Source organism: Caldimonas mangrovi, assembly GCF_023721835.1.
Classification (GTDB): domain Bacteria; phylum Pseudomonadota; class Gammaproteobacteria; order Burkholderiales; family Burkholderiaceae_C; genus Caldimonas; species Caldimonas mangrovi.
On record NZ_JAMKFE010000002.1, the window covers coordinates 499,831 to 525,795 of the forward strand.

Below are 25,965 nucleotides of genomic sequence, written 5' to 3' on the forward strand. Positions count from 1 at the left end.
GCTCAGCCGGTGTTGCGCAACCCTGCCGCGACGCCGTTGATCGAGATGTGCAGGCCGCGCTGGACACGCTCGTTGGTTTGCCCGCCTTCCTTCAGCTGGCGATAGCGGCGCATCAGTTCGACCTGCAGGTGGTTCAGCGGGTCGAGGTAGGGAAAGCGGTGTTCGATCGAGCGCGCGAGCGCCGGGTTGGACGCCAGCCGCCGCTTCTCGCCCGTGATCAGCGACACGGCATCGTGCGTGCGCTGCCACTCGGTCTGGATCGCCGCGAAGATCTTCTTGCCCAGCCGCTTGTCCTCGACCAGCTCGACATAGCGCGCCGCGACGGCAAGATCGCTCTTCGCCAGCACCATGTCCATGTTGGACAACAGCGTACGGAAAAAGGGCCATTGCTTGTGCATGCGCTGCAGCAGCGCCAGGCGTTCCTTGCGCTCCCGGGGCGTGGCGCCCAGATAGGCCTCGACCGCCGAGCCGAAGCCGAACCAGCCCGGCAGCGCGACGCGGCACTGGCCCCACGAGAAGCCCCAGGGGATCGCGCGCAAATCCTCGATCGCGCGCGTCGCCTTGCGCGAGGCCGGGCGCGAGCCGATGTTCAGCTCGGCGATCTCGCGGATCGGCGTTGCGGCGAAGAAATAGTCGGTGAAGCCGGGCGTCTCGTAGACCAGCTGGCGGTAGGCCGACATGCTGGCATTCGAGAGCTCTTGCGCTGCATCGAGGAAGGACTTCGGCGCCGACTTCGTCGGATGCAACAGCGTGGCTTCCAGCGTGGCAGCGACCAGCGTCTCGAGGTTGCGCAGGCCGATCTCCGGGTTCGCGTATTTCGACGCGATGACCTCGCCCTGTTCAGTCAGGCGAATCTGGCCGTTCACCGTGCCGGGCGGCTGCGCCAGCACGGCCTGGTAGCTCGGGCCGCCGCCACGGCCGACCGTGCCGCCACGGCCGTGGAACAGGCGCAGCGTGATGCCGTGCGCCTCGCGCAGGCCGCCGAACAGCTCCACCAGTGCGATCTCGGCGCGGTACAGCTCCCAGTTGCTGGTGAAGAAGCCGCCGTCCTTGTTGCTGTCGCTGTAGCCGAGCATGATGTCCTGCTCGGCGCCTGAGCGCTTGACCAGATCGAGCACGCCCGGCAGCGCATAGAAGCTGCGCATGATGGGTGCCGCATTGCGAAGGTCGCCGATGGTCTCGAACAGCGGCACGACGATCAGGTCGGCCGTCGCGCCGTCGTCGAGCGTGCCGCGCACCAGGCCCGCTTCCTTCTGCAGCAGCAGCACTTCGAGCAGGTCGCTGACCGTCTCGGTGTGGCTGATGATGTAGTGCTTGATCGACGCCGGGCCGAAGCGCCGCCGCATCCGGGCTGCCGTCTCGAAGATCGCCAGCTCGCTCTCGGCGAGTTCGGAATAGGTCGCCCCACGCACTCGCAGGCCGCGCGCGTCGTTCAGCAGGCGCAGCAGCAGCGCGATCTTGTCGTCTTCGGTCAGCTCGGCATAGCGTGGCTCGACCTTGGCATGCGCCAGCAATTCTGCAATCACCGCCTCGTGCTTGTCGGAGCTCTGCCGCAGGTCGACGGTGGCCAGGTGGAAGCCGAACACCTGTACCGCGCGGATCAGCGGACGCAGCCTCGTGTTGGCCAGTGCGGTGCCATGGTGCGACACCAGCGAGGACTCGATGACGCGCAGGTCGGCGAGGAACTCGTCGACCGCGGCGTACGGCGTCGACGGCGCCACTGCGTGGCGCAGCGCCTCGGTGCCCGTCAGTTCTTGCAGCGTTGCAGCCAGCCGCGAGTACATGCCGATCAGCGCGCGTCGGTAGGGTTCGTCCTTGCGGTGGTCGCTGGTGTCCGGCGAGCGTTCCGCCAGTGCCTGCATCTGCGGCGTGATCTGCACCAGCATGGCCGAGATCGACAGCTCGGCGCCGAGCTCGTGCACCTCGGTGAGGTAGAAGCGCAGCGCGGTCTCGCTCTGTGCGCTCAGGGCCAGCGTCAGCGTGTCGGCCGTGACGTTGGGGTTGCCGTCACGGTCGCCGCCGATCCAGTTGCCCATGCGGAAGAAGGGCGCGATGTCGAACCCGGGCAGCGCGTGTTCCAGCTCGCGGTACAGACGCGGGATCTGGCGCAGAAAGGTCGCGTGGTAATAGCTCAGCGCGTTCTCGATCTCGTTGGCGACCGTGAGCTTGGTGTAGCGCAGCATGCGCGTCTGCCACAACTGCGTGACGCGCGAGCGCAGCATCGCCTGGTTGTCGTCCAGTTCGCGCTGCGTGTGCAGCTCGTCGCGCAGGTGGATCAGCTCCGCGATCGCCCGCTCGGCGTCGAGGATGGACTTGCGCTGCACCTCGGTCGGGTGGGCGGTCAGCACCGGCGAGATGTAGGCGTGGTCCAGCGTCTTCGCAATCTCTTCGGCGCGCACGTCCTTCTCGGCCAGCCGCTCGAAGGTCATCGCCAGCGAGCCTTCCTGCAGGTGGCCCTGGCGCTCGTGGTGTTCCCGGCGGCGCACGTGATGGCGGTCTTCGGCGATGTTGGCCAGGTGCGAGAAATAGCTGAACGCCCGGATCACCGAGACTGCCTGGTCGCTGCTCAGGTTCTTCAGCAGGCGCGACAGCGTCTTGCCGGCGTCGGCGTCGCGCTTCAGCCGGTAGGCCACCGAGAGCTTGCGGATGCGCTCGATCAGTTCGAAGGCCTCCTTGCCCTCCTGCTCGCGGATCACGTCGCCGAGGATGCGCCCCAGCAGCCGGATGTCTTCCATCAGCGGCCGGTTCTTCTCCGCGGCGTCGTCGCTGCTGAGCGCCGCGGCAGCGGCTGACGTGCGGCGGCGTGCGGCCGGCGGGGAGACAGGGGAAGCAGCAGGGCGGGCGGCGCGCGGCATCGGTTACCTCGGTTGAAGAAGAGTGGTAACTAAGTTACAAACCCACGATGGTAGCACCGGGAAGGGCCGTCGGCGGCGGCGCGCCGGCGCTCGGGTAGCATGCCGGCATCATGACGACGTCATCCACCCCGTGGGTCATCGCCACCCGAGAAAGCCGGCTTGCCCTGTGGCAGGCCCATCACGTTCAGGCCTTGCTGCAGCAACGTTTCGGCCGCCCGGTCGAGTTGCTGGGCATGACCACGCGCGGCGACCAGATCCTCGATCGCACGCTGTCGAAGGTCGGCGGCAAGGGCCTGTTCGTCAAGGAACTCGAGGTCGCCCTGGAAGAAGGGCGCGCCCATCTGGCGGTGCATTCGCTGAAGGACGTGCCCATGGAGCTGCCGGCCGGCTTCGTGCTGGCTGCCGTGCTCGAACGTGAAGACCCGCGCGATGCTTTCGTCTCGCCGCGCTACGAGTCGATCACGACGCTGCCGCGAGGCGCGGTGGTCGGCACGTCCAGCTTGCGCCGCGTCGTGCAGCTTCGCGCCATGCGGCCGGACCTGCGAATCGAGCCGCTGCGCGGCAATCTCGACACGCGCTTGCGCAAGCTCGACGAAGGGCAGTACGACGCCATCGTGCTGGCCGCGGCAGGCCTGATGCGGCTCGGCCTGCCCGAGCGCATCCGCTGCCGGTTCAGCGTCGAGCAGATGATCCCGGCGGCGGGCCAGGGTGCGCTCGGCATCGAGATCCGTGTCGAGCAGCAGGAGCTGGCCGAGCGGCTGGCGCAATTGATCGATGCGCCGGCCTGGCTCGCCGTGCACGCCGAGCGTGCCGTATCGCGTGCGCTGGGGGGCAGTTGCAGCGTGCCGCTCGCTGCCCATGCGGTGTGGCAGGCCGGCCGGATGACGCTCGCTGCCGCGGTCGGGCATCCCGAACGGGCCGATGCACCGTTGCTGAAGGCTGCCGTGAGCGGGCCGGTCGACGACGCGGCGCAGGCCGAAGCGCTGGGAGCCTCTGCGGCCACCCGCCTGCTCGAGCAGGGTGCTGCCGGCTACCTGCCACGCGGCTGACCGCATGAGAGTGCTCGTCACGCGGCCGGCCGCGCAAGCCGCAGCCTGGGTCGCCCAGCTGCGGCGTGCCGGGCTGGACGCGCATGCACTGCCGCTGATCGACATCGCCCCGCCGCCCGATGCGGCCGCGGTGCATGGCGCCTGGCTGCGCCTCGGCGGCTATCGTGCGGTGATGTTCGTGAGCCCGAATGCGGTCGAGCAGTTCTTCGCGCTGCGCCCGCCGGCGGCGGCATGGCCCGAAGCCGTGCTGGCCGCATCGCCCGGGCCGGGAACCGACACGGCGCTGCAGGCGGCCGGCGTGCCGGCGACACAGCGCCTGCAACCCGACAGCGCGGCGGTGCAGTTCGATTCGACCAGCTTGTGGGAACGCCTGCGCGAGCTGTCGTGGCCCGGCGAGCGGGTGCTCGTCGTGCGCGGCGACGGCGGCCGCAACTGGTTGGCCGAACGGCTGCGCGAAGCAGGGGCCGAGGTGGAGTTCGTCTGCGCCTACCGGCGCCATGCGCCGCTGCTGGATGCCGGCGCTCAGGCGCTGCTCGGCGATGCGATCGCGCGGCCCGCGCAGCATCTGTGGTTCTTCAGCAGCTCCGAAGCCGTCGACCATCTCGAACGCTGCTGCGCCGAGCGCGGCCTGCATCCCGATTGGTCGCAGGCCAGGGCTCTCGCGACGCACCCGCGCATTGTGCAGCGTGCACGCCGACTGGGCATCGTCGAGCCGGTCGAGTGCCGGCCGTCGATGGAGGCCGTCACGGCCGCTATCGAGCGCTCTATACAATCGTCCGCACCGTGAGCGATACCTCTTCCCCATCCCCGACCGACACGCACTCTCGCGACGCCCATGGCCGCATGCCGGCTGTGCAATCGAGCCAGCCCTCGAATGCCGGACGGGCCCTCAGGTGGCTCGTGGTGCTCGCGCTGGTGCTGCTCGGCGTTGCCAGCATCGTCCTGGCCTATCAAGCTCAGCAGCAAGTGCAGAGCCTCGAGCAGGAACTCGTGCGCCGGCAGCAGGACAGCCAGGAGCAGGCGACCGAGGCGCGGGCACTGGCGCGCCAGGCGCAGGACGTCTCGCGCGACGCCAGCGCCAAGGTCGCGCTGGTCGAAGCCAGGCTGGCCGAGGTCGCGGTGCAGCGCACGCAACTCGAAGAGTTGATGCAGTCGCTGTCGCGCTCGCGAGACGAGAACCTGGTCGTCGACATCGAAGCCAGCCTGCGCGTGGCCGTGCAGCAGACGGCCATCACCGGCAGCGCCGAGCCGCTCGTCGCTGCCTTGAAGTCGGCCGATGAGCGCTTGCAGCGCGTCAATCAGCCGCGGCTCGAAGGGGTGCGGCGCGCGATCGCGCGAGACCTCGAACGCGTGCGCTCGGTCAGCGTGGCCGATGTCTCGGCGCTCGTGATCCGGCTCGACGAGGCCGAGCGCCTGGTCGACGAACTGCCGCTGGTCTCCAGCCCTGCGAGCCTGAAGCAGGCGGCGCCCACTGCCGAGGCCGCCGCGTCTGCTCCCGCCAAACCCCGCCGGGTCTCGCGCGCAGGGGCGACCGCATCCGGGCCCGCGGTTGCCGCCCCGCCCCAGGCATCGTCCGACTGGTGGCGCCAAGCCGGTGAGCGCGTCTGGACCGAGGCGAAATCGCTGATCCGCGTGACCCGCATCGATCGGCCCGAGGCGATGCTGGTCGCGCCCGAACAGGCCTTCTTCCTGCGCGAAAACCTGAAACTGCGGCTGCTCAACGCCCGGCTTGCGTTGTTGAGCCGTCAGTTCGAAACGGTGCAGTCCGACATCGTCATCGCGCAGCAGTCGCTGGAGCGCTACTTCGACGGCAGCGCACGCCGGACGGCGACCGTGGGCGACCTGTTGCGGCAGGTTGCCAGCCAAGCGCATCAATCCGTCGTGCCTCGCCCCGACGACACCTTCGCCGCGCTGACCGCCGTGGCGGCCGGGCGCTGAAGGGGCATCGAGCGATGCGCGCGATCGTCTGGCTGGTTCTGCTGTTCGCGGCGGCTGTGGTCTCAGCCGCGTTTCTCGGCGCCAACGACGCCCTGGTCACGGTGTTCTGGGCACCGTGGCGGGTCGACGTCTCGTTCAACTTCTTCGTGCTGGCACTGGTGCTCACGGTGGCGGTGGTGTATGTCGCGCTGCACGGTATCAGCGCGCTGATCGGCTTGCCGCGCAGGGCTCGCGAGTGGCGGCTGTCCAAGCGCGAGCGTTCGGCGCAGCAGGCGCTGCGCGAGTCGCTTGCGCTGTTCTTCGGGGCCCGCTACACACGCGCCCACAAGGCGGCGCAGCGGGCCGTGACGATCCAGAGTGAAACGCCCGAACTGGGCACCGACGCCGAATTCACGATGCTTGCGCACCTGCTGGCGGCTGGCAGCATGCACCGCCTGCAGGACAAGGCCAGGCGCGACGAGCATCTGGCGCAGGCGCTGGCTGCCGCCCCCCCGGGCCTGGTGACCCGGCCGGCGGAAGAGGGTGCGCGCCTGCTCGCTGCCGAGTGGGCGCTGGAGGACCGCGATGCCGACCGTGCGCTCGAACTGGTGGCCGAGCTGTCCCCGGGCGTCGCCCGCCGCACGCAAGCACTGCGCCTGAAACTGCAGGCCGCGCGTCTTGCGCAGCGGCCACTCGATGCACTGCCGACCGCGCGGCTGCTTGCCAAGCATCAGGGCTTCTCGCAGTCCGCGGCGATCGGGCTGCTGCGTTCCCTGGCGGTCGAGGCGCTCGAAACTGCCCGCGATGCCGACCAACTGCGCCGGGTGTGGCAGCAACTCGATGCCGCCGACCGGCGTGATGCCTTCGTCGCGGCACGCGCCGCGACGCTGATGTCCCGCACCGGGGCCTTCGAAGAGGCGCGCGGCTGGCTGCGCCCCTTCTGGGACCAGGCGGCCGAACTGCCTGCCGACGAGCGCGCCGAACTCAGCCGCGCACTGGTCGCCGCCCTGAGCGGCGTGGGGCCTGACTGGCTGCCACGGCTGGAAGCTGCCGCGGCGGCCGACCCACGCGACCCCCATCTCGCGTATGCGCTCGGCCGGGCGCTGGCCGAGATGAAACTGTGGGGCAAGGCGCGCCAGCAACTCGAACGTTGCGTCGACGACGAGCAGCTTGCGCCGGCGCAACGCCGGGCGGCCTGGCGCTCGCTTGCCGAATTGGCCGAGCGCGAAGGCGACCGCGACCGCGTCCATGCCTGTTACCGTCACCTGGCCGAGGTCGAGTGACAACGGCCAAAAAGCCGTGCTATACTTTCTGTCTTCGCGGCTGTAGCTCAGTTGGATAGAGTACTTGGCTACGAACCAAGGGGTCGTGGGTTCGAATCCTGCCAGCCGCACCAAGAATTTCGGTTCTAGAAAAACGCCTTAGAGGTTTGTGCCTCTAAGGCGTTTTTCTTTGCGCGTGGATTTTCCTGTTGCGCCAACCGCAGCAGCAGATGCGGTCGCACGGCCCGTGCACGCCTTCCCGGTCGAGCGATGTTGTCCATCGGACCGTACAGCGGCATGCCTGTGACGGGCTTCCCTTGCAGCACTGCCAGCCTTCTTACATGTTCCAGATGGCATGCCCGGCGTGGCCCCGAGCCGCGGGGTGTGGTTCCGGTCGCCGCGAACCTAGCATCACCTGTCCCTGCATGGGACCTTGTGGAGGATCGCATGAACCGTGTCAAAGAACTCCGGAGAAGCGCGCTGACCTTGAGTTTGTGCACGGTGGCATTCGGCGCCAGCGCCGACATCATCCAGGACCGGCGAACCGATTGGTTCATGAACGCGTTCGAAACGGAGCCGGAATTCATCACTCAGCATTTCAGCGCCGTCGACGAGCACCTGGCGTCGCTGCGCGTGTGGACGCTGCACACCGCGCCGCTCAGCGGCTACCCCGCACGGTTGACACTGGTAGGGCCGCAGGATCTTCGGGTGGATCGCGAGGCGCATCTTCCGCCCGACGCCACCGATCCTCGATCGTGGGAGGGGTACCTGAGCTTCAATCTCATCGGCGTGCGGTTGACGCCAGGGGAGCAGTACAGCTTGTCGTTGACTTCCCCACGGGGCGCGGTGCTGTTCGGGCTGAATCGCAACGACGGCCCCTATGGTGATGCGTACCTGGAGGGCAGCGCGTTCTGGACGGGCACGCAGGACACGCCGTACTACGCCTCCGATCTGACCTTTCAGCTCATCGCGGTGCCAGAGCCCTCGACGGTCGCCCTGCTCGGTTTCGGCATGGCCGGTCTCGCGTGCTGGTCCAGGGGGCGTGGGTTGCGACAGCGTATCGCGAGGCACCTCGGTGCCGCTGGCGAGTCCTGACTTTCCGGGCAGCGGTCCTACACCACTCCTTGCTGGCGCAAGGCGGCAATGCGGTCGGCGTCGTAGTTCAGCACCCGTGCGAGCACCTCATCGGTGTGTTGCCCGAGATCCGGCGGTGCGTTGCGCGCGACCGGGGGGGTGTCCGACAACCGCAGCGGGCTCGCGACGCCGGCGATGGTGCCGAAGTGCTCGTGCGGCAGGTCGACCCGCAGCCCGCGCGCCTGCACCTGGGGGTCGTCGAACGCCTGGCCGATGTCGTTGATCGGCCCGCACGGCACGGCGCGGTGTTCCAGCAACTCCACCCATGCGGCCGTGCTGCGCTGGCGCGTCAAGTCCTCGATCATCGGGATCAGCAAGCCGCGATGCCGCACCCGTTGCGTATTGGTCGCGAAACGTTCGTCGCGGCTCCACGCCGGCACGCCGGCCGCCCCGCAGAAGCGCGCGAACTGGCCGTCGTTGCCCACTGCGAGCAGCATTGCGCCGTCGGCTGTCGGAAAGTCCTGGTAGGGCACGATGCTCGGATGGCTGTTGCCTTGCCGCTGCGGTGCGCGCCCCGTGTTCAAGAAGGCCGATGCCTGGTTGGCCAGCATGGTCATGCCGACGTCCAGCAAGGCCATGTCGATGTGCTGACCGCGACCGGTGCGGTGACGCACTTCGAGCGCCGCGAGGATCGCCGTCGACGCATAAACGCCGGTGAAGAGATCGGTCACCGCGACGCCGACGCGGACCGGGCCGCCGCCGGGCTCGCCATCCGGCCGGCCGGTGATGCTCATCATTCCGCTCGACGCCTGGATCAGCAGGTCGTAGCCGGCCCGCGGCGCATACGGGCCGTCGTGACCGAAGCCGGTGATCGAGCAGTAGATCAGCCGCGGGTTCAGCGCTTTCAGCGTCGCGTAGTCGAGGCCATAGCGCGCGAGGCCGCCGGCCTTGAAGTTCTCGATCAGCACGTCGCTCTTCAGTGCGAGTTCGCGCACGATCGCCTGGCCCTCGGCTTGCGTGATGTCGACCGTGACCGACTGCTTGTTGCGGTTGGCGCAGGTGTAGTACGTTGCGTGGTCTGTGTCGCGGCCGTCGGCGTCCTTCATGAACGGCGGGCCCCAGTGGCGTGTGTCGTCGCCCTCGCCCGGGCGCTCGATCTTGATGACGTGCGCGCCGAGATCGGCCAGGATCTGGCCGCACCACGGGCCCGCCAGCACGCGCGACAGATCGAGCACGCGCAGGTGCCCCAGCGCCGTGGCGGGCGGTTGCGTGCCGGCCGCGTCGGACGTCGTACTCATGCGCTGAAGGCCTGAATGCCGGTTTGCGCACGGCCGAGAATCAGCGCGTGCACATCGTGCGTGCCCTCGTAGGTGTTGACCACCTCGAGATTCACCACGTGGCGGATCACGCCGTATTCGTCGCTGATGCCGTTGCCGCCGTGCATGTCGCGTGCCACGCGGGCGATGTCGAGCGCCTTGCCGCAGGAGTTGCGCTTCATGATCGACGTGATTTCGGGCGCGGCCGTGCCTTCATCCTTCATGCGGCCCAGGCGCAGGCAGCCCTGCAGCCCCAGCGTGATCTCGGTCTGCATGTCGGCCAGCTTCTTCTGGACCAACTGGTTGGCCGCGAGCGGGCGGCCGAACTGCTTGCGGTCCAGCGTGTACTGGCGCGCGGCATGCCAGCAGAACTCGGCCGCGCCCAAGGCTCCCCACGCGATGCCGTAACGTGCGCTGTTGAGGCAGGTGAACGGGCCTTTCAGCCCTTCGACATTCGGCAGTTCCTGTTCGGCCGGCACGAACACGTCGTCCATCACGATCTCGCCGGTGATCGACGTGCGCAGACCCACCTTGCCGTGAATCGCCGGCGCGCTCAAGCCCGGCATGCCCTTGTCGAGGATGAAACCGCGGATGCGCCCGGCGTCGTTCTTGGCCCAGACGACGAACACGTCGGCGATCGGGCTGTTGGTGATCCACATCTTGCTGCCGCTGAGTCGATAGCCGCCGTCGACGCTGCGCGCGCGCGTTTCCATGCTGCCGGGGTCCGAGCCGTGGTTCGGCTCGGTGAGGCCGAAGCAGCCGATCCACTCGCCGCTGGCCAGTCTGGGCAGGTATTTGCGCTTCTGTTCCTCGGAGCCGAACTCGTTGATCGGCACCATCACCAGCGACGACTGCACGCTCATCATCGAGCGATAGCCGGAGTCGACGCGCTCGACCTCGCGTGCGATCAGCCCGTAACTGACGTAGTTCAGGCCGGCGCCGCCGTATTCGCTGGGTATGGTCGGGCCCAGCAGGCCGAGCTCGCCCATTTCGCGAAAGATCGCCGCGTCGGTTTTTTCGTGGCGGAAGCTCTCCAGCACGCGAGGCATCAGCCGGTCCTGGCAGTAGGCACGGGCAGCCTCGCGCACCATGCGCTCCTCGTCGCTCAGCTGCTGGTCGAGCAGCAGCGGGTCTTCCCAGTGAAAGGCGGCGTGGGCCATGCGGGTCTCCTGAAGGATGGGGGGATGCGGTCATGGTAGGGGCTGGGGCCCGCGCGGGCAAACGAGGATTCGACAAGAGCGTGTGCAAAAATGGAACTCCAGCGACCAACCCGAAGAGGGATGAATCTTGGCGCCCTCTCTCCGGTATGCCGGTTCTGCACAATGAAACGAAAAATCCCCAGTACCCAGGCGCTGGTCTGCTTCGAGGCCGCCGCACGCCACGAGAGCTTCACGAAGGCCGCTCAGGAGCTGTCGTTGACGCAAAGCGCCGTGTGCCGCCAGATTGCCTCCCTCGAACAGTTCCTCGGCGTGCCGCTGTTTCGTCGCACGCGGCGCGGCGTGCTGCTGACCGAGTCGGGTGCCGCCTATGGCCGCCGTATCGGCCAGCGGCTGGACGCGGTCGAGCGCGACACGCAGGCCTTGATGGCACACCCTGGCGTGGCGGGTTCGCTCGACCTGGCGGTCGTGCCCACTTTCGCGACGCGCTGGCTGGTACCCCGGCTGCCCCGTCTGGCCGCCTCCAGCCCGGACCTCGTGCTCAACCTCGAGACCCGCACCCGGCCGTTTCTGTTCTCCGACAGCGAATTCGACGCGGCGCTGTACGCCGGCACGGCCGAACAGGTCGCGAACTGGCCCGGCACCGACGCGGTGGAGCTGCTGCGCGAAGACCTGGTGCCGGTGTGCAGCCCGGCGCTGATCGCCGGCCGACGCCAGCCGACGCCGAAAGACCTCACGGGCTTTGCGCTGCTGCAGCAGAGCACTCGCCCGCGTGCATGGCGCGAGTGGTTTGCAGCGCAGGGCGTGGAACACCCGCGCGACAGCGCCGGCCCGCGCTACGAGCTGTTCTCGATGCTCGCGATGGCGGCGGCGCAGGGCATGGGGCTGGCCCTGATGCCGCCGCTGCTGATCGAGGCCGAGCTGGCGCGCGGCGAACTGGTGATCGCCTGCGACCGGCCGCAGCGCGGCGAGCGGGCGTACTATTTCGTGATGCCGGAACGCAAGGCTGGCGACCCGCTGGTCGAGCGCCTGCGCCACTGGATCGTCGCCGAGGCGAACGCCTCTGCCGCGCAGGCAGGCGGCGCATAATTCCCGGCCCGAGGACTCCCCCATGAGCAAGGCATTCACCAAGGAAACCGACGCCGACGACGACGACCTCGCGCTGCCCGCACTGCCGGCCGGCACGAAAAACTACATCACGCCCGCGGGCTACCGCCGCCTGCGCGAGGAGCTGATGACGCTGATCGACGAGGAGCGCCCGAAGGTCGTCGAGATCGTCTCGTGGGCGGCGTCGAACGGCGACCGCTCCGAGAACGGCGACTACCTGTACGGCAAGAAGCGCCTGCGCGAGATCGACCGGCGCATCCGCTTCCTGACCAAACGGCTCGACGTCGCCGAGGTGGCCGATCCGTCGCTGCACCACGGCAACGACCAGATCTTTTTCGGTGCAACCGTCACCTATGCGAATGCGCGGGGCGAGGAACGCACGATCACGATCAAGGGCATCGACGAGGCCGATGCGCTGAAGGCCGAAGTGAGCTGGGTCGCGCCGATCGCGCGGGCGCTGCTGAAGGCGCGCGAAGGCGACGAGGTACAGCTGATGACGCCCGGCGGTGTCGAGAAGATCGAAGTGCTCGAGGTGCGCTACCCCGCGCCGCAGTGACCGCATTGCGCATTTGCGCAGCGAGCCGCCCTGCCTATTGAGGTTTGACCCGTGCGGCCTTCAGCACCAGCGGCGAGCGCTTCAAGGTGCGCAATACGTCGGCCAGGTGCACCCGATCGCGCACGGCCAGCAGCAGCTTCAGCTCGATGGTCGCGTGGCCCGGGTCGTGCCCCATGTCGATGTGCGTGATGTCGGCTTCGGCCTCGCTGACCGCCTGGGCGACCTTGGCCAGCACGCCCTTGCCGTTCTGCACCAGCACCGCCACCGAGGTGTCGAACGGCCGCTGCAGGTCCTCGGACCATTCGACCGGGATCCAGCGCTCGCTGTCGCGCTGGAACAGGCGCTTGCCGACCTGGCACTCGCTGGTGTGCACGACCAGCCCCTCGCCGCGGCCGAGGTAGCCGACGATCGCGTCGCCCGGGATCGGCCGGCAGCAGGTCGCCATCTGGACGGTGGCGCCTTCGCTGCCGTCGATCGTCACCATGGCCTGCGAGGGCATGCTGTCGTCGTTGAGGTAGCGGCTCATCGACAGTGTCAGCGCGTCCGGCTTGGTGCCCGCCTCGGCCATCAGCTTGGCCAGGCGTTTGGCGACGATGGTCGCGATCTTCTTGCCCAGGCCGATGTCGATCAGCAGTTCGCGGCGGCCGCGGTTGCCGCTCCAGCGGATCAGCCCCTGCCACAGCGCGAGGTCGAGCGGCTCGCCGGCGATCTCGTCGCCCCTGGGCATCTGCAGGCCTTCGGCCCGCATCGCCTGCGTCAGCAGCTTCTCGCCGAGTTCCAGCGATTCTTCCTGGCGCATGTTCTTCAGGTAGTGACGGATCTTCGAGCGGGCGCGGCCGGTGCGCACGAAGTTCAGCCAGGCCGGGTTGGGACGCGAGACCGGTGCGGTGATGATCTCGACCACGTCGCCGCTGCGCAGCTCGGTGCGCAGCGCTACCTGCTCGCCGTTGACCTTGGCGGCCACCGTGTGGTCGCCGACATCGGAGTGGATCGCGTAGGCGAAATCCACCGGCGTGGCGCCGCGTGGCAGCGCCAGGATCTTGGACTTCGGGGTGAACACGTAGACCGCGTCGGGGAACAGGTCCACCTTCACGTGCTCGAGGAATTCAGCCGAATCGCGCGTCTCGTCCTGGATGTCGATCAGGGACTGCAGCGAGACCGTGCCCACGCGCTGCGCCTCGGTCACGTTGCCGCTGTCGGTGGCCTTGTAGAGCCAGTGCGCGGCAATGCCCTTCTCGGCGACCAGGTGCATCGCGTCGGTGCGGATCTGGAACTCGACCGCGGTGCCGAGCGGGCTCACCAGCGTGGTGTGCAGCGACTGGTACCCGTTGGCCTTGGGGATCGCGATGTAGTCCTTGAAGCGGCCGGGCAGCGGCTTGTAGAGCTGGTGCAGCACGCCCAGCGCCAGGTAGCACTCGGGCAGCGTCGAGACGACGATGCGAAAGCCGAAGATGTCGTTGACCTGCGCGAAGCTCAGGTGCTTTTCGCGCATCTTGGTGTAGATGGAATAGAGCGTCTTCTCTCGACCGAAGATCTGCACCGCCACCGACGATTCCTTGAACGCCCGCTCGACGTCGACCTGGATGCGCTCGACGATGTCGCGCCGGTGTCCGCGCGCTCTCTGCACCGCCTTGGTCAGGGCCCCGAAACGCCAGGGCAGCTGGTATTGGAAGGACAGTTCCTGCAGCTCGCGGTAGACTTGGTTCAGGCCCAGCCGGTGGGCGATGGGAGCGTAGATGTCGAGGGTCTCGCGCGCGATGCGCGAGCGTTTGCCCGCGGGCATGGCCTCCATCGTGCGCATGTTGTGCAGCCGGTCGGCCAGCTTGATCAGCACGACGCGCACGTCGCGCGCCATCGCGAGCAGCATCTTGCGGAACGACTCCGCCTGCGACTCCTCGCGCGTGGAGAACTGCAGCTTGTCGAGCTTGGTGAGCCCGTCGACCAGTTCTGCGGTCGGCGCACCGAATTTCTCGATCAGCTCGATCTTGGTGGTGCCGCTGTCCTCCATCACGTCGTGCATCAGTGCCGCCATGATCGCCTGGGCGTCGAGCTTCCAGTCGGCGCACAGGCCGGCGACGGCGATCGGATGGGTGATGTAGGGCTCGCCGCTGGCGCGGAACTGCCCGAGATGGGCTTCGTCGGCGTATCTGTACGCCTCGCGCACGCGCTTGATGTCGGCGGGGTCGAAGTAATCGAGCTTGTGGGTCAGCGCCGCGAAGGAGGCGGCGGCGGCATCGACGCGTGCGCCTTGCGCCACCGTTTCCTGCGGCGCGGGGCGTTTACCGGCTTTCGATGCGGCGTGGGCGACCATGACGCGACTTTATCGCGGAATGCAAGCCCACGAACTGAAACGCCCGAATCCAGGTTCGGGCGCGGCGGACCGGCCTGCAGGCCGGGAGAGGGAGCGATGGGACCGGTGACCGGTCAGGTCGGCACCTTGCGCAGCATCTCGACGCCGACTTCGCCGGCGGCAATTTCGCGCAACGCGGTGACGCCCGGCTTGTTCTTCGACTCGATCTTCGGCGCGTGGCCTTGGCTGAGCATGCGGGCGCGGTAGGTGGCCGCAAGCACCAGTTGAAACCGGTTCGGGATCTTGTCCAGGCAATCTTCGACCGTGATGCGGGCCATAACACACTCCAGTGGGCCGCATTTTCTGCGGCTGGGGCTTCAGTCAGCTGAGGTTGAGGGCGTCGAAGACAGCTCGCCTGCTTCGACGCTGGGCGGCGTATTTGAGCCGCTGCGCGTGGACGATCGCCTTCAAGTCGAAAAGCGCCGTCTCGAAAAGAGCGTTGATTATAACGAAGTCGAAATGCCGGGCCTGCGCCACTTCCAGGCGGGCGTTCGCCATGCGGGTTTCGATGACGTCGGCGCCGTCCTCGCCGCGCCGGTGCAGGCGCTGCAGCAATTCCTCGAAGCTGGGCGGCAGGATGAAGATCAGCACTGCGTGCGGGAACAACTGCTTGATCTGCAGTGCGCCCTGCCAGTCGATCTCCAGGATCACGTCCTCGCCGGCGGCCATGCGCGACTCGATGGCTGCGCGCGAGGTGCCGTAAAGGTTGCCGTGTACTTCGGCCCACTCGAAGAAGTCGCCGCGTTCGGTCATCGCGCGGAACTCCGGCTCACTGACGAACCAGTATTCCCGGCCGTCGTGCTCCTGCCCGCGCGGCGGGCGCGTGGTGTGCGAGATCGACACGACGAGGTGGGAATCGAGTTCCAGCAGCGACTTCACGAGGCTGGACTTGCCGGCACCGCTGGGCGCTGCCACGACGAAGAGATTGCCCGGGTATTCCATGCTCCGACCCTACTCGATGTTCTGGACCTGTTCCCGCATCTGCTCGATCAGGACCTTCATTTCGACCGAGATCTGCGTCAGCTCCAGCGCCGAGGCCTTGGAGCCCAGGGTGTTGCCCTCGCGGTGCAGTTCCTGGATCAGGAAGTCGAGCCGCTTGCCGATCTCGCCGCCGGCCTGGAGCAGCCGGGCGATCTCGTCGAGGTGGGCCGTCAGCCGCGACAGTTCTTCGGCGACATCGATGCGCAGTGCATACGAGGCGGCTTCGCTCAAGGCCCGCTCGCGCAGCGCGTCGGCGCTCATGCTCTGGGTCGCACCGGCGGTATCGAGCGCCGCCTGCCAGCGCTCCAGGAAGCGCTGCTGCTGCTTCTCGACCACCTGGGGCACCAGCGGCGCGGCCTGCTGCGCCAGTTCGCGCAGCTTGACGATGCGCTCCATCAGGATGCCGACCAGGCGCTCGCCTTCACGGGCCCGGGCCTCGACCAAGCCGTCGATGCACTGGCGGGTCGCGGCGATGGCGGCCTCGTCGAGCTTTTCGCCCACTGACGCGCCCCGACACCATTGCAGCACCTCGTGCACCGACAGCGGCTGCGCCTGCGGCATCCAGCCACGCACGGTCGCCTCGACGCCGGCCAGGCGGGTCAACTGCTCGGGTTGCGGCTGGGGCAGGGCCGTATCGGCCTCGCGCTGCGCGTTCAGGCGCAACTCGATCTTGCCGCGGCGGAAACGTGCGGTCAGCAGTTCGCGCAACGCCGGCTCGACGGCGCGCAGGTCGTCGGGCATCCGGAACGCAAGGTCGAGGAAACGGCTGTTGACCGACCGCAGTTCCACCGTCACGCCGGCAGCCGCGGCGCCACCGGTACGGAGAGCCGTCTCGTCGTTCGGGGAACCCGGGACCTGCGAGGCGGCGCTCGCATACCCGGTCATGCTGTAAACTGCCATGACACTTATCGCATTGCAAAATCCGATTATGTCAAAGCCCAAACCTGCCCCGTTGCCCCCGGGCACCGTGGTCGGTGGTTATCAGATCATCAAGAAGTTGGCTGCCGGGGGCTTTGGCGTCGTCTATCTTGCCGAAGACCAGGACAAGCGCCTGGTGGCACTGAAAGAATATCTGCCGTCCTCGCTGGCCGAGCGTTCGCCCGGCGAGCTGGCGCCGCGCGTCAAGCCCGAGAAGCAGCCGCTGTACCGACTCGGCCTGAAGAGCTTCTTCGAGGAGGGGCGCTCGCTCGCGCAGATTTCCCACCCGAGCGTGGTCTCGGTGCTGAACTTCTTCCGCGAGAACGAAACCGTCTACATGGTGATGAACTACCTGCAGGGCGACACGCTGCAGGATTTCATCGTCACCGCGCGCGAACTGAAGCGCGACAAGGTCTTCCGCGAGTCCACCATCCGCTCGCTGTTCGACGAGATCCTGCGCGGCTTGCGCATAGTCCACCAGCACAAGATGCTGCACCTCGACATCAAGCCGGCCAACATCTTCATCACCAACGACAACAAGGCGGTCTTGCTCGATTTCGGTGCGGCACGCGAAGTGCTGAGCAAGGAAGGCAATTTCATCCGCCCCATGTACACGCCCGGTTTCGCCGCGCCCGAGATGTACCGCCGCGACGGCACGCTCGGCCCCTGGACCGACATCTACGCGATCGGGGCCTGCATCTACGCCTGCATGCAGGGTTACCCGCCCAACGACGCTCCCCAGCGGCTGGAAAAGGACCGCCTCACGCTTTCGCTCTCGCGCCTGCGGAACATCTACTCCGACAATCTGATCGAAGTGACGGAGTGGTGCATGGCCCTCGACCCGTTGTCTCGACCGCAGAGCGTGTTCGCGTTGCAGAAGGAACTGGCCCGCGAGACGGAGCGGCGTTACACCAAGCTGAGCTTCAGCGAGCGTCTCAAGCTGCAGCTTGAGAACCTCAAGGGCGGAAAGCAGGCCTGAGAAGGCCCTACGGGAGACGCCCACGATGAGGTTCTCGGTCTACCAGGTCAGCCGCAAGGGCGGTCGCGAGAAGAACGAAGACCGCATGGGGTATTGCTATACCCGCGACTCGGGTCTGTTCGCGCTGGCCGACGGCATGGGCGGGCACCCTGAAGGCGAAGTGGCCTCGCAGGTGGCGTTGCAGACGATGGCGGCGCTGTTCCAGCGCGACGCCAAGCCGATGCTGAAGGACCCGGTGCGCTTTCTGCACGACGCCATCATTGCCGGGCACCACCAGCTGTTGCGCTACGCCACCGAGAAGGCGCTGATCGACACACCGCGCACCACCGTCGTGGCCTGCGTGATGCAGAACGGCGCGGCCTACTGGGCACACTGCGGCGATTCGCGCTTGTACCTGGTGCGCGGCGACAAGTTGATTGCCCGCACGCGCGACCATTCGTACTCCGAGTTGCAGGAAACGCTCAACGGGGTGGTGCCACTGGGCGAGAAATTCAACCGCAACGTGTTGTTCACCTGCCTCGGCAGCCCCGGCAAGCCGGTGGTCGACACGGTGGGGCCGATGCTGATGCAGTCCGGCGACCGCGTGATGCTGTGCTCCGACGGCCTGTGGAGCAGCGTGCCGGACACCGTGATTGCCGAGCAGCTGGCGACGCGGCCGATTTCCGACTCGGTGCCCGAACTCGTCGAACAGGCGCTGCGCCGCGCCGGCAGCAAGAGCGACAACGTCACGGTGCTGGCGGTCGAGTGGGAGTCGTCGGAAGACTACGATTCGACCAAGGCCATTTCGACGCAGACGCTCGGCGAGGAGGTGTTCGCCTCCACGATACAGGCCAGCGTGCTCGGCCAGGAGCCTGACGATCTCGACGAAGCGGAGATCGAGCGCTCGATCCGCGAGATCAACGAGGCCATCAAGCGATCCTCGCAGAAGAAGCCGTAGTATCGGCACACCATTGATGTGGGGCGCCGCCGGGCGCCCCGCGTTCATTTCTACCAGGGCTTTTCCATGACGACCTTCAATCGCAGCCAGGGCCGTGCGCCCGACGCCTTGCGTCCGGTGCGCCTCACGCGCCACTACACCAAACACGCCGAGGGCTCGGTGCTGATCGAGTTCGGCGACACGCGCGTGCTGTGCACCGCTTCGGTCGAGGAACGCGTGCCGCCCCACAAGAAGGGCAGCGGCGAGGGGTGGGTGACCGCCGAATACGGCATGCTGCCGCGCTCGACACACACCCGCAGCGACCGCGAGGCCGCGCGCGGCAAGCAGAGCGGTCGCACGCAGGAGATCCAGCGGCTCATCGGGCGTTCGCTGCGCACGGTGTTCGACCTGGCGAAGCTCGGCGAGCGCACCATACATCTCGATTGCGACGTCATCCAGGCGGACGGCGGGACACGCACCGCGGCGATCACCGGCGCCTACGTTGCAGCGCACGACGCAGTGAGCAAGCTGCTGGAGCTGGGCTTGATCGAGCGCACGCCCGTCAAGGACGCGGTTGCGGCGATCTCGGTCGGCATCGTGCAGGGCGTGCCGCTGCTGGACCTGGAATACGTCGAGGATTCCGCCTGCGGCACCGACATGAATGTCGTGATGACCGGCTCCGGCGGTTTCGTCGAGATCCAGGGCACGGCCGAGGGCGAGCCCTTTTCGCGCGCCGAGATGGAGGCGCTGCTGGCGCTGGCCGACAAGGGCATTCGCGAGCTGGTCGCGGCGCAAGCCGCCGCCCTGAGGGCCTGACGTGCGCCTGGTGCTTGCTTCCAACAACGCGAAGAAGCTGGTCGAGCTGCGCACGCTGTTCGCACCGCTCGGCATCGAGCTGCTCGCGCAGGGGGCGCTGGGCATCGGCGAGGCGGAGGAGCCGCACGGCACCTTCGTCGAGAACGCGCTGGCGAAGGCGCGGCACGCAGCCGCCGCCAGCGGCAACGCGGCGATCGCCGACGACTCCGGCCTGTGCGTGGACGCACTGGGCGGTGCACCGGGCGTGCTGTCGGCACGCTATGCGACGCTGTTCGGCGGTCCCAGGGACGATGCCGAGAACAACCGCGCGCTGCTGCGGCAGCTGGAAGGGCAGAGCGAGCGCCGCGCGCGGTTCGTCAGCGTGCTGGTGGCGTTGCGCTCGGCCGACGACCCGGAGCCGCTGATCGCGATGGGGCGCTGGGACGGCGAGGTGACCGCCGAGCTGCGCGGCGAGGGCGGCTTCGGCTACGACCCGCTGATGTACATCCCCGGGTTCGGCAGGACAGTGGCGCAACTCGGCGCCGAAGAGAAGAACCGACACAGCCACCGGGCCCAGGCGGCCCGGCAGATGCTGGCCTTGATGCGCGAGGTGTGGCAGCTTGGCTGATTCGACCGAGGTTCATGCGCGCTACCTGCGCCCCGGCACGCTGCAGCTCGGCGCTCTGCCGCCGCTGTCGCTGTACGTGCATCTGCCGTGGTGCTTGAAGAAGTGCCCGTATTGCGATTTCAACAGCCACGAGTGGCGGGACGGCGGCCTGCCGCCCGAGGCGCGTTACCTCGACGCGCTGCGTGCCGACCTGGAGGCCTCGCTGCCGCTCGTCTGGGGGCGCCGCATCCATTCGATCTTCATCGGTGGCGGCACGCCGAGCCTGTTCTCGCCGGCGTCGATCGACCGGCTGCTGGCCGACGTGCGCGCGCGCCTGCCGCTCGAGCCCGGCTGCGAGATCACGCTCGAGGCCAATCCCGGCACCTTCGAGCGTGACCGATTCCGCGGTTTTAGGGAGGCAGGCGTGACGCGGCTGTCGATCGGGGTGCAGAGCTTCGACGATGAGAAGCTGAAGGCGCTGGGCCGGGTGCATGACCGGGACCAGGCGATCGCCGCCGTCGAAGAGGCGCGAGAGTGCTTCGAGACCTTCAACCTCGACCTCATGTATGCGCTGCCGGGACAGAGCCTCGCCCAGTGCGAAGCCGACCTGCGTCAGGCGCTCGCCTTCGAGCCGCCGCACCTGTCCGTTTACCACCTGACGCTGGAACCGAACACGTATTTCGCGAAGTACCCGCCGGCCGTGCCGGACGACGACGCGGCTTTCGAGATGCTCGACCGCATTGCCGAACTCACGGCCGCTGCCGGCCTGGAACGCTATGAGGTGTCCGCCTATGCGCGACCCGGCCACGCCTGCGAGCACAACCTGAATTACTGGCGCTTCGGCGACTACCTTGGCATCGGTGCGGGGGCTCACGGCAAGCTCAGTTTTCCCCACCGGGTGCTGCGCCAGGTGCGCTTTCGCGAGCCGGCGCGCTACATGGCCGGGGCGCTCGACGGTCAGCCGGTCGCGCAGGAAGACGAGGTGGCACGCGAAGAACTGCCCTTCGAATTCATGCTCAACGCATTGCGGTTGAAGGAAGGCTTCGAGCTGACGCGGTTCACCGAGCGCACCGGGCTGCCGCTGTCGGCCCTCCAGGCCGGGTTGGACGAGGCCGAGCGGCGCGGCTTCGTCGAGCGGGACTGGCAGCGCGTGCGGCCCACGGCCCGAGGCTTCGATTTTTTAAGCGACTTGCAAGCCTTGTTTCTGCACGAATAGCGCGCAAAGCGCCCCCTGTCTGTGATGACAGCTGTGGTGAACCCCTAAAGGGGTTTTCAGCCCTTGCGTGCCGTGGCAGGATCAAACGCCGCGGATGTCAACCAGGAGTATTCAGCCGTGTCTGACGGTCCCGCCAGCTCTTCTTCGGTCCACGAACCGGCCCTGATGCCGGAAGACGGTGCGCTGCGTGTGTTGGTGGCCGAGGATGATCGCGTGCAGCAAATCCTGCTCAGCACCCATCTCGAAGCCTGCGGCTGCACGGTCGATATCGCCGAGGATGGCTTCGACGCACTGCAGATGTGGCAGTTGCACCATCACTCGTTGGTGATCACCGATTGCCGCATGCCACGCATGGACGGTTACGAGTTTGCCCGCACGCTACGGGCGGAGCCTGGCGGCGACCGGGTGCACCTGATCGGGACCAGTGCCGATACGGACGATGCACCGCTGGCGCTGGCCGCAGGCATGGAGCGGCTGCTGCAAAAACCCGTCTCGGGCGCCGAGATCGCCGCGTTGTGCAAGGCCGCGCGCGGCTGCTGAAGGCGGTTTTTCGGGCTCTCTATACCCGGTTCAGACTCAGTCCCGCGGTGTTGCGCAGCCGCTCGATCAATTGCGGTGCGATCTGCGTGAGCGACAGTACCTCATGGGCCGCGCCGGCGTGGATCGCCTCGCGCGGCATGCCGAACACCACGCAGCTGGCTTCGTCCTGCACGTAGTTGTAGGCGCCGGCGTCACGCATTTCCTTCATCGCCCTGGCACCGTCGGCGCCCATGCCGGTCAGCATGATGCCGATGGCGTTCGGGCCCACGACACGTGCGGCTGATTTGAACAGCACCTCCACGGACGGCCGGTGCCGGTTGACAGGTTCCCCGTCCTGCACGCGCGCGATGTAGTTGGCACCGCTGCGCTCGACGCTCAGGTGCCGTCCGCCCGGCGCGATATACGCGTGCCCGGGCAGTACCCGTTCGCCGTCGACGGCTTCCTTGACCGCGATGCGGCACAGGCCGTCGAGCCGGGTCGCATAGCTGCGCGTGAAGCCGGGCGGCATGTGCTGCGTGATGACCACCGCCGGCGAATCCGGCGGCAGATTGGTCAGCACCTCGCGGGTTGCCTCGGTACCCCCCGTGGAGGCGCCGATGAAGATGATCTTCTCGGTCGACAGGCGCCCGATGTTGGCTGGCACGGCAGGGGCGGCCACGCCATCGGCCGCGGCGGCTGCTGGCGCAGGCGCGCTCAGCTTGCGGACCTGCGCCTTCGCCGCGATGCGGATCTTCTCGGTGATCTCCTGGGCCAGCTGCTGCAGGCCGTTGGAGATGCCGATCTTCGGTTTCGCGACGAAATCGATCGCACCGAGTTCGAGCGCACGCAGCGTGACCTCGGCGCCGCGCTCGGTCAGCGTCGAGACCATCACGACCGGCATCGGCCGCAGCCGCATCAGCTTGGACAGGAAGTCGATGCCGTCCATGCGCGGCATTTCGACGTCGAGCGTGATCACGTCGGGGTCGAGATTGCGGATCATCTCGCGTGCGACATAGGGGTCGCTGGCGGCGCCGACGCACTGCATGTCGGGTTGCCGGTTGATGATCTCCGTCAGCAGGCTGCGGACCAGGGCCGAATCATCGACCACCACGACTCGAATTGCGGACATGGACGCTCCTCCTCTTGTGTCCCTTTAGAACAGGTCGATCGAGCCGGCGCCGCTTGCAGGCGGAATGATGCGCTGGCTGGCCGCCTTGTCCTGTGCGATCAGTGCTTCCGGGTTCGCGGCGGCGAGACGCTTGACCATCGCCTTGCCGCTGGCCGGGAAGAAGCAGACCTTGCGGGGATACACGTCGAGCACGTCCTTCGAGACGATCGGGATGTGCTCGGTCTTCAGATAATCGATCACGAAGTCGGTGTTGCGCTGGCCGACGTTCAGGCTGTTCATGCCGCTGATGACCTGCCCGCCGCCGAACACCTTGGCTTCGAGCGTGCTGCGCGTGGCGCCCTTTTTCATCAGTTCGTTGATCAGCAGTTCCATCGCGTAAGAGCCATAGCGGCCGGAATCCTGCACGCCGGCGCCATCGGGCAGCATGAAGTGGTTCATGCCGCCGACACGGGCGTTGCGGTCCCACAGACAGGCAGCGATGCAAGAACCGAGCGTCGTCAGGATCACCAGGTCTTCGTCGTGCACGAAGTATTCGCCCGGCAGCACCTTGACCGCGTCGGTCTTGAAATGCGCTTCATAGAAGAAGAACGAGGCTTCGCCGGGTTTGCGCAGGCGCGCTTTCAGCCGGTCCAGCCGGGTGGTGGAGGGCGCCCCCGCGGTGCCGCTGAGGCCGTTACTGCGGGCGCTTGTCGTGTCGAGCATGAGCGTCTTATCGTCCGGTGTGCCGATGCACTTGAGCAACTCGGGCTTCGCGTCACAGGCGGTGGTAGACCGTCTTGCCGCGCAGTTGGAACAACTGCCGCGCGTCGGTGAAGTTCTCGGAGTGGCCGACGAACAGCAGCCCCTCGGGTTTCATCACGCCGTGGATGCGCTCCAGCACGCGCCTTTGGGTCGGTGCGTCGAAATAGATCATCACGTTGCGGCAGAAGACGATGTCGAACGCATCGCCGAGCGACCAGGCGGGCGACATCAAATTGAAACTGCGGAACTCGATCAGATGGGCGAGTTCGGGCTTGGCGCGGATCTGGCCGGCGTTCTTGCCGGTGCCGCGCAGGAAGTGACGCTTCAGGTGTTCCGGCGTCAGGCCGCGCGCGTCCTCGCCGTAAACGCCGCGGCTCGCGGTGGCGAGCACCTTGGTGTCGATGTCGCTGGCCAGGATGCGCACCGGCGCGTTCGGACCCAGCGTGTCGGCCACCGTCATCGCGATCGAGTAGGGTTCCTCGCCGGTCGACGCCGCGTTGCACCAGATGCGCAGTGGCCGTGCGGTGCCGCGACGGCGCAGTTCCTCGGTCAGCAGGCGGAAGTGGTGCTCTTCGCGGAAGAAGGCCGTGAGATTGGTCGTGAGGCAGTTCACGAATTCCTGCCATTCGGCGTCCGCCTGCGGGCCGACCGCTTTTTCCAGCCACTGCAGGTAGTCGGCGAAGGAGCGATGGCCGGTTTCGCGCAATCGGCGTGACAGTCGGCTGTAGACCATGGCCTGCTTGCCTGCATGCAGGCTGATGCCTGCGCGCTGGTAGATCAGCTGACGCACCCGCTCGAAGTCAGGCTTGTCGAACGTGAACTCGTGCGTGGCACGGTCGGCCGTGGCCTCGGCAGGCGCCGGGGGCAAGGCGGAAGACAGGACGGCACTCATGGCAGATGCGGCTCGCGAGACAGCGGGTGGAAGCGTTCAGCGGTGAACGCCTGCTCTCACGGTTATCGGCAGCTGCTGGCCCGGCTTGAGTGCCGGGGGTCAACCACCCGCTGAACGGATGGGCTTGCGGTCGAGCAGGTGCCAGTGCAGCTGGAAGCCGTAGACGGCCGAGTCCTCGATGCCGAGCGTGCGGCCCACATTGAGCTTGACGCCGAGGCGGCCGGGCACCAGCCACAGGCTGGTACCGACACTCTGCACGGTCTGTGTGCGGTCGGAGGCTTTCATCTCGCCGGCCACCGTGAAGCGGCCGCCGAAGGACCAGGCCAGCGCGGCGTCCAGCAATGTGGTGGTCTCGCGCGTGACCCACTGGTGTTTCGGCCCCAGGTTCAGCCGCAGCGTGAGATCGGCGGGCAAGCGCAGCGTGCTCAGCCCGGTGAGCGTCGCATGCTCCATCTGCATGCGGCCCAGATCGGCCAGCCGCTGCGTGAAGGTTGCGATCTTCAGGCCCCAGCGGGCGGGTCCGAGGCGCCAGTCGCTGTCGGTGTAGCGCGCCGCGGCGCCGAGTCCCCAGTTGCCCTCGCGCACCTGGGTCAGCGGCTGCAGGAAGGCGCCGAGCCGCACGGGCTGCGCCTCGCTGCAGGCAGGCAGCGACATCCAGGCGTTTGCACCATTGGCATGCGAGTACCAGCCTTCGACCTGGCAGCCGCCGGGTGCGATGGCTTGGACGTCGTCGGGTGTGATACCGACCTGCGCACGAGCGACACCCCCCCCGCCGGCCCACAGGGCGGCCAGCACCAGCAAGAAGCCGCAGCGCTGGTACCGCGGCAACGGGAGACGGAGTGTCGAGATCCGGGGCATGGCTGTCGAGAAATGGCGCAGTGAATTACACCCGATACGCCGGGTCGATGAACCGCACCGCCCGAGTAACAGCGAGCGGTATTGCGGCATTCGACACACCGCGGCGAAGCATGCGCGAAGCGTAGGCTCACTGCGCCGGCTTGCCCATCCCAAGAATGAGGGGCATGTCACCAGGCTGCGTGGAGTGCGTCGCCGACGGGTGCCGTTGCAGGCCCCGTAAGTGGTGTCAGAAGCTCTCCCAGTCGTCGTCCCGGGACGACGCCGCGGGCGCCGTGCCGGCCGGGGCCAGGACCGGCGCGGCGGGCCGTGCACCTGCTGCCGGCCTCACCTGCCGGGCCGTCGCCCGGGCGTCGGGTGCTGCTGCGGCCCGGGGGGCTGCATCCCGCACGCGGGCAATGACCTTCTGGGCCACGGCACTGGCTTCCTGCGCCGCTGCGCCCTGCTGGAGCTTGAACGCGCTGACGACGTCGGCGAGCTTATAGGCCTGCTCCTTGAGGCTTGCGGCGGCGGCGGCGGACTCCTCGACGAGTGCGGCGTTCTGCTGCGTCATCTGGTCGAGCTGGGTGACGGCGGTGTTGACCTGGCCGATGCCGGAGCTCTGCTCGGCGGTGGCGGCGGTGATCTCGCCGATGATGTCGGACACGCGCTGCACGGAGGCGACGATCTCGGTCATGGTGGAGCCGGCGTTCTGCACCAGCTTGGCGCCGGACTCGACCTTCTCGACGGAGGCGCCGATGAGGGTCTTGATTTCCTTGGCGGCCTGGGCCGAGC

General features: G+C 67.6%; 25 protein-coding genes and 1 tRNA gene. 14 read left to right on the forward strand and 12 right to left on the reverse strand.

Going from position 1 to position 25,965, the window contains the following annotated elements; all coding sequences use genetic code 11:
* Positions 1-2: 2 nt before the first annotated feature.
* A complete protein-coding gene (ppc, locus tag M8A51_RS04910; RefSeq protein WP_407062202.1) occupies positions 3-2,855 on the reverse strand; it encodes a phosphoenolpyruvate carboxylase in 2,853 nt (950 codons plus the stop codon).
* Positions 2,856-2,965: 110 nt separating this feature from the next.
* On the opposite strand from ppc, the gene hemC reads away from it, so the two are divergent.
* The 6 genes from hemC (at position 2,966) to M8A51_RS04940 (ending at position 8,178) form a co-directional block, all read left to right on the forward strand.
* Entirely contained in the window at positions 2,966-3,904 is a 939-nt protein-coding gene (hemC, locus tag M8A51_RS04915) for a hydroxymethylbilane synthase (protein ID WP_251776997.1), read from the forward strand.
* Between the two features lie 4 nt (positions 3,905-3,908).
* Positions 3,909-4,691, forward strand: a complete 783-nt coding sequence (locus tag M8A51_RS04920; protein WP_251776998.1) for a uroporphyrinogen-III synthase — start codon at positions 3,909-3,911, stop codon at positions 4,689-4,691.
* Positions 4,692-4,747: 56 nt separating this feature from the next.
* Positions 4,748-5,842: a uroporphyrinogen-III C-methyltransferase gene (locus M8A51_RS04925; RefSeq protein WP_251776999.1), complete on the forward strand. Its 1,095-nt coding sequence runs from the start codon at positions 4,748-4,750 to the stop codon at positions 5,840-5,842.
* 14 nt (positions 5,843-5,856) lie between these two features.
* Entirely contained in the window at positions 5,857-7,104 is a 1,248-nt protein-coding gene (locus tag M8A51_RS04930; protein WP_251777000.1) for a heme biosynthesis HemY N-terminal domain-containing protein, read from the forward strand.
* Between the two features lie 36 nt (positions 7,105-7,140).
* Positions 7,141-7,217, forward strand: a tRNA-Arg gene (locus M8A51_RS04935).
* A 313-nt stretch (positions 7,218-7,530) separates the two neighbouring features.
* The gene (locus M8A51_RS04940; RefSeq protein ID WP_251777001.1) at positions 7,531-8,178 is read left to right on the forward strand and encodes a PEP-CTERM sorting domain-containing protein; all 648 of its coding nucleotides are present in this window, start codon (positions 7,531-7,533) and stop codon (positions 8,176-8,178) included.
* Between the two features lie 17 nt (positions 8,179-8,195).
* Here the strand turns inward: M8A51_RS04940 and M8A51_RS04945 are convergent, their stop codons facing one another.
* Together M8A51_RS04945 and M8A51_RS04950 are read right to left on the reverse strand one after the other, a co-directional pair.
* Positions 8,196-9,455: a CaiB/BaiF CoA transferase family protein gene (locus tag M8A51_RS04945; RefSeq protein ID WP_251777002.1), complete on the reverse strand. Its 1,260-nt coding sequence runs from the start codon at positions 9,453-9,455 to the stop codon at positions 8,196-8,198.
* On the reverse strand, positions 9,452-10,633 hold the full coding sequence (locus M8A51_RS04950) for an acyl-CoA dehydrogenase (protein WP_251777003.1): 1,182 nt from the start codon (positions 10,631-10,633) through the stop codon (positions 9,452-9,454). The genes M8A51_RS04945 and M8A51_RS04950 overlap by 4 nt, the downstream gene beginning before the upstream one ends.
* 162 nt (positions 10,634-10,795) lie before the next feature.
* On the opposite strand from M8A51_RS04950, the gene M8A51_RS04955 reads away from it, so the two are divergent.
* Both M8A51_RS04955 and greB read left to right on the forward strand, forming a co-directional pair.
* Positions 10,796-11,719, forward strand: coding sequence for a LysR family transcriptional regulator (locus tag M8A51_RS04955; protein WP_251777004.1), 924 nt, complete (start codon positions 10,796-10,798; stop codon positions 11,717-11,719).
* A gap of 22 nt (positions 11,720-11,741) precedes the next feature.
* The gene (gene greB, locus M8A51_RS04960) at positions 11,742-12,293 is read left to right on the forward strand and encodes a transcription elongation factor GreB (protein WP_251777005.1); all 552 of its coding nucleotides are present in this window, start codon (positions 11,742-11,744) and stop codon (positions 12,291-12,293) included.
* A 34-nt stretch (positions 12,294-12,327) separates the two neighbouring features.
* Here greB and M8A51_RS04965 read toward each other — a convergent pair whose 3' ends face one another.
* The 4 genes from M8A51_RS04965 to M8A51_RS04980 form a co-directional block, all read right to left on the reverse strand.
* Positions 12,328-14,604 (reverse strand): RelA/SpoT family protein, encoded by a 2,277-nt coding sequence (locus tag M8A51_RS04965; RefSeq protein ID WP_251777006.1) that lies wholly within the window; start codon positions 14,602-14,604, stop codon positions 12,328-12,330.
* 113 nt (positions 14,605-14,717) lie between these two features.
* Positions 14,718-14,921 (reverse strand): DNA-directed RNA polymerase subunit omega, encoded by a 204-nt coding sequence (gene rpoZ / locus M8A51_RS04970; RefSeq protein ID WP_251777007.1) that lies wholly within the window; start codon positions 14,919-14,921, stop codon positions 14,718-14,720.
* A 43-nt stretch (positions 14,922-14,964) separates the two neighbouring features.
* Positions 14,965-15,585 (reverse strand): guanylate kinase, encoded by a 621-nt coding sequence (gene gmk / locus M8A51_RS04975; RefSeq protein ID WP_251777008.1) that lies wholly within the window; start codon positions 15,583-15,585, stop codon positions 14,965-14,967.
* Between the two features lie 9 nt (positions 15,586-15,594).
* Positions 15,595-16,524 carry a YicC/YloC family endoribonuclease gene (locus M8A51_RS04980; protein WP_251777009.1) on the reverse strand — a complete coding sequence of 310 codons (930 nt, stop codon included), beginning with the start codon at positions 16,522-16,524 and terminating at the stop codon, positions 15,595-15,597.
* A gap of 28 nt (positions 16,525-16,552) precedes the next feature.
* On the opposite strand from M8A51_RS04980, the gene M8A51_RS04985 reads away from it, so the two are divergent.
* The 6 genes from M8A51_RS04985 (at position 16,553) to M8A51_RS05010 (ending at position 21,595) form a co-directional block, all read left to right on the forward strand.
* On the forward strand, positions 16,553-17,521 hold the full coding sequence (locus M8A51_RS04985) for a serine/threonine protein kinase (protein ID WP_251777010.1): 969 nt from the start codon (positions 16,553-16,555) through the stop codon (positions 17,519-17,521).
* A 25-nt stretch (positions 17,522-17,546) separates the two neighbouring features.
* The gene (locus M8A51_RS04990; protein ID WP_251777011.1) at positions 17,547-18,458 is read left to right on the forward strand and encodes a PP2C family protein-serine/threonine phosphatase; all 912 of its coding nucleotides are present in this window, start codon (positions 17,547-17,549) and stop codon (positions 18,456-18,458) included.
* A gap of 66 nt (positions 18,459-18,524) precedes the next feature.
* Positions 18,525-19,253 (forward strand): ribonuclease PH, encoded by a 729-nt coding sequence (rph, locus tag M8A51_RS04995; protein ID WP_251777012.1) that lies wholly within the window; start codon positions 18,525-18,527, stop codon positions 19,251-19,253.
* 1 nt (position 19,254) lies between these two features.
* A complete protein-coding gene (rdgB, locus tag M8A51_RS05000) occupies positions 19,255-19,860 on the forward strand; it encodes an RdgB/HAM1 family non-canonical purine NTP pyrophosphatase (RefSeq protein ID WP_251777013.1) in 606 nt (201 codons plus the stop codon).
* Positions 19,853-21,055, forward strand: coding sequence for a radical SAM family heme chaperone HemW (gene hemW / locus M8A51_RS05005; RefSeq protein WP_251777014.1), 1,203 nt, complete (start codon positions 19,853-19,855; stop codon positions 21,053-21,055). The genes rdgB and hemW overlap by 8 nt, the downstream gene beginning before the upstream one ends.
* A 117-nt stretch (positions 21,056-21,172) precedes the next feature.
* On the forward strand, positions 21,173-21,595 hold the full coding sequence (locus tag M8A51_RS05010; protein ID WP_251777015.1) for a response regulator: 423 nt from the start codon (positions 21,173-21,175) through the stop codon (positions 21,593-21,595).
* Positions 21,596-21,614: 19 nt separating this feature from the next.
* Here M8A51_RS05010 and M8A51_RS05015 read toward each other — a convergent pair whose 3' ends face one another.
* From M8A51_RS05015 to M8A51_RS05035, 5 genes are all read right to left on the reverse strand, one after another.
* On the reverse strand, positions 21,615-22,703 hold the full coding sequence (locus M8A51_RS05015; RefSeq protein ID WP_251777016.1) for a protein-glutamate methylesterase/protein-glutamine glutaminase: 1,089 nt from the start codon (positions 22,701-22,703) through the stop codon (positions 21,615-21,617).
* Positions 22,704-22,727: 24 nt separating this feature from the next.
* Positions 22,728-23,405 (reverse strand): chemoreceptor glutamine deamidase CheD, encoded by a 678-nt coding sequence (cheD, locus tag M8A51_RS05020; protein ID WP_251777017.1) that lies wholly within the window; start codon positions 23,403-23,405, stop codon positions 22,728-22,730.
* A gap of 52 nt (positions 23,406-23,457) precedes the next feature.
* Positions 23,458-24,336, reverse strand: coding sequence for a CheR family methyltransferase (locus tag M8A51_RS05025; protein WP_251777018.1), 879 nt, complete (start codon positions 24,334-24,336; stop codon positions 23,458-23,460).
* 99 nt (positions 24,337-24,435) lie between these two features.
* Positions 24,436-25,194, reverse strand: coding sequence for a hypothetical protein (locus tag M8A51_RS05030; protein WP_251777019.1), 759 nt, complete (start codon positions 25,192-25,194; stop codon positions 24,436-24,438).
* A gap of 226 nt (positions 25,195-25,420) precedes the next feature.
* The coding region (locus M8A51_RS05035) for a methyl-accepting chemotaxis protein (RefSeq protein ID WP_251777020.1) at positions 25,421-25,965 on the reverse strand (545 nt) is incomplete at its 5' end.

Excerpts from the sequence above, each read along its gene's own strand:
- ppc (WP_407062202.1), bottom strand. The coding sequence starts at position 2,855 with ATGCCGCGCGCCGCCCGCCCTGCTGCTTCCCCTGTCTCCCCGCCGGCC.
- hemC (WP_251776997.1), top strand. The coding sequence starts at position 2,966 with ATGACGACGTCATCCACCCCGTGGGTCATCGCCACCCGAGAAAGCCGG.
- M8A51_RS04920 (WP_251776998.1), top strand. The coding sequence starts at position 3,909 with ATGAGAGTGCTCGTCACGCGGCCGGCCGCGCAAGCCGCAGCCTGGGTC.
- M8A51_RS04925 (WP_251776999.1), top strand. The coding sequence starts at position 4,748 with ATGCCGGCTGTGCAATCGAGCCAGCCCTCGAATGCCGGACGGGCCCTC.
- M8A51_RS04930 (WP_251777000.1), top strand. The coding sequence starts at position 5,857 with ATGCGCGCGATCGTCTGGCTGGTTCTGCTGTTCGCGGCGGCTGTGGTC.
- M8A51_RS04940 (WP_251777001.1), top strand. The coding sequence starts at position 7,531 with ATGAACCGTGTCAAAGAACTCCGGAGAAGCGCGCTGACCTTGAGTTTG.
- M8A51_RS04945 (WP_251777002.1), bottom strand. The coding sequence starts at position 9,455 with ATGAGTACGACGTCCGACGCGGCCGGCACGCAACCGCCCGCCACGGCG.
- M8A51_RS04950 (WP_251777003.1), bottom strand. The coding sequence starts at position 10,633 with ATGGCCCACGCCGCCTTTCACTGGGAAGACCCGCTGCTGCTCGACCAG.
- M8A51_RS04955 (WP_251777004.1), top strand. The coding sequence starts at position 10,796 with ATGAAACGAAAAATCCCCAGTACCCAGGCGCTGGTCTGCTTCGAGGCC.
- greB (WP_251777005.1), top strand. The coding sequence starts at position 11,742 with ATGAGCAAGGCATTCACCAAGGAAACCGACGCCGACGACGACGACCTC.
- M8A51_RS04965 (WP_251777006.1), bottom strand. The coding sequence starts at position 14,604 with ATGGTCGCCCACGCCGCATCGAAAGCCGGTAAACGCCCCGCGCCGCAG.
- rpoZ (WP_251777007.1), bottom strand. The coding sequence starts at position 14,921 with ATGGCCCGCATCACGGTCGAAGATTGCCTGGACAAGATCCCGAACCGG.
- gmk (WP_251777008.1), bottom strand. The coding sequence starts at position 15,585 with ATGGAATACCCGGGCAATCTCTTCGTCGTGGCAGCGCCCAGCGGTGCC.
- M8A51_RS04980 (WP_251777009.1), bottom strand. The coding sequence starts at position 16,524 with ATGGCAGTTTACAGCATGACCGGGTATGCGAGCGCCGCCTCGCAGGTC.
- M8A51_RS04985 (WP_251777010.1), top strand. The coding sequence starts at position 16,553 with ATGTCAAAGCCCAAACCTGCCCCGTTGCCCCCGGGCACCGTGGTCGGT.
- M8A51_RS04990 (WP_251777011.1), top strand. The coding sequence starts at position 17,547 with ATGAGGTTCTCGGTCTACCAGGTCAGCCGCAAGGGCGGTCGCGAGAAG.
- rph (WP_251777012.1), top strand. The coding sequence starts at position 18,525 with ATGACGACCTTCAATCGCAGCCAGGGCCGTGCGCCCGACGCCTTGCGT.
- M8A51_RS05015 (WP_251777016.1), bottom strand. The coding sequence starts at position 22,703 with ATGTCCGCAATTCGAGTCGTGGTGGTCGATGATTCGGCCCTGGTCCGC.
- cheD (WP_251777017.1), bottom strand. The coding sequence starts at position 23,405 with ATGCTCGACACGACAAGCGCCCGCAGTAACGGCCTCAGCGGCACCGCG.
- M8A51_RS05025 (WP_251777018.1), bottom strand. The coding sequence starts at position 24,336 with ATGAGTGCCGTCCTGTCTTCCGCCTTGCCCCCGGCGCCTGCCGAGGCC.
- M8A51_RS05030 (WP_251777019.1), bottom strand. The coding sequence starts at position 25,194 with ATGCCCCGGATCTCGACACTCCGTCTCCCGTTGCCGCGGTACCAGCGC.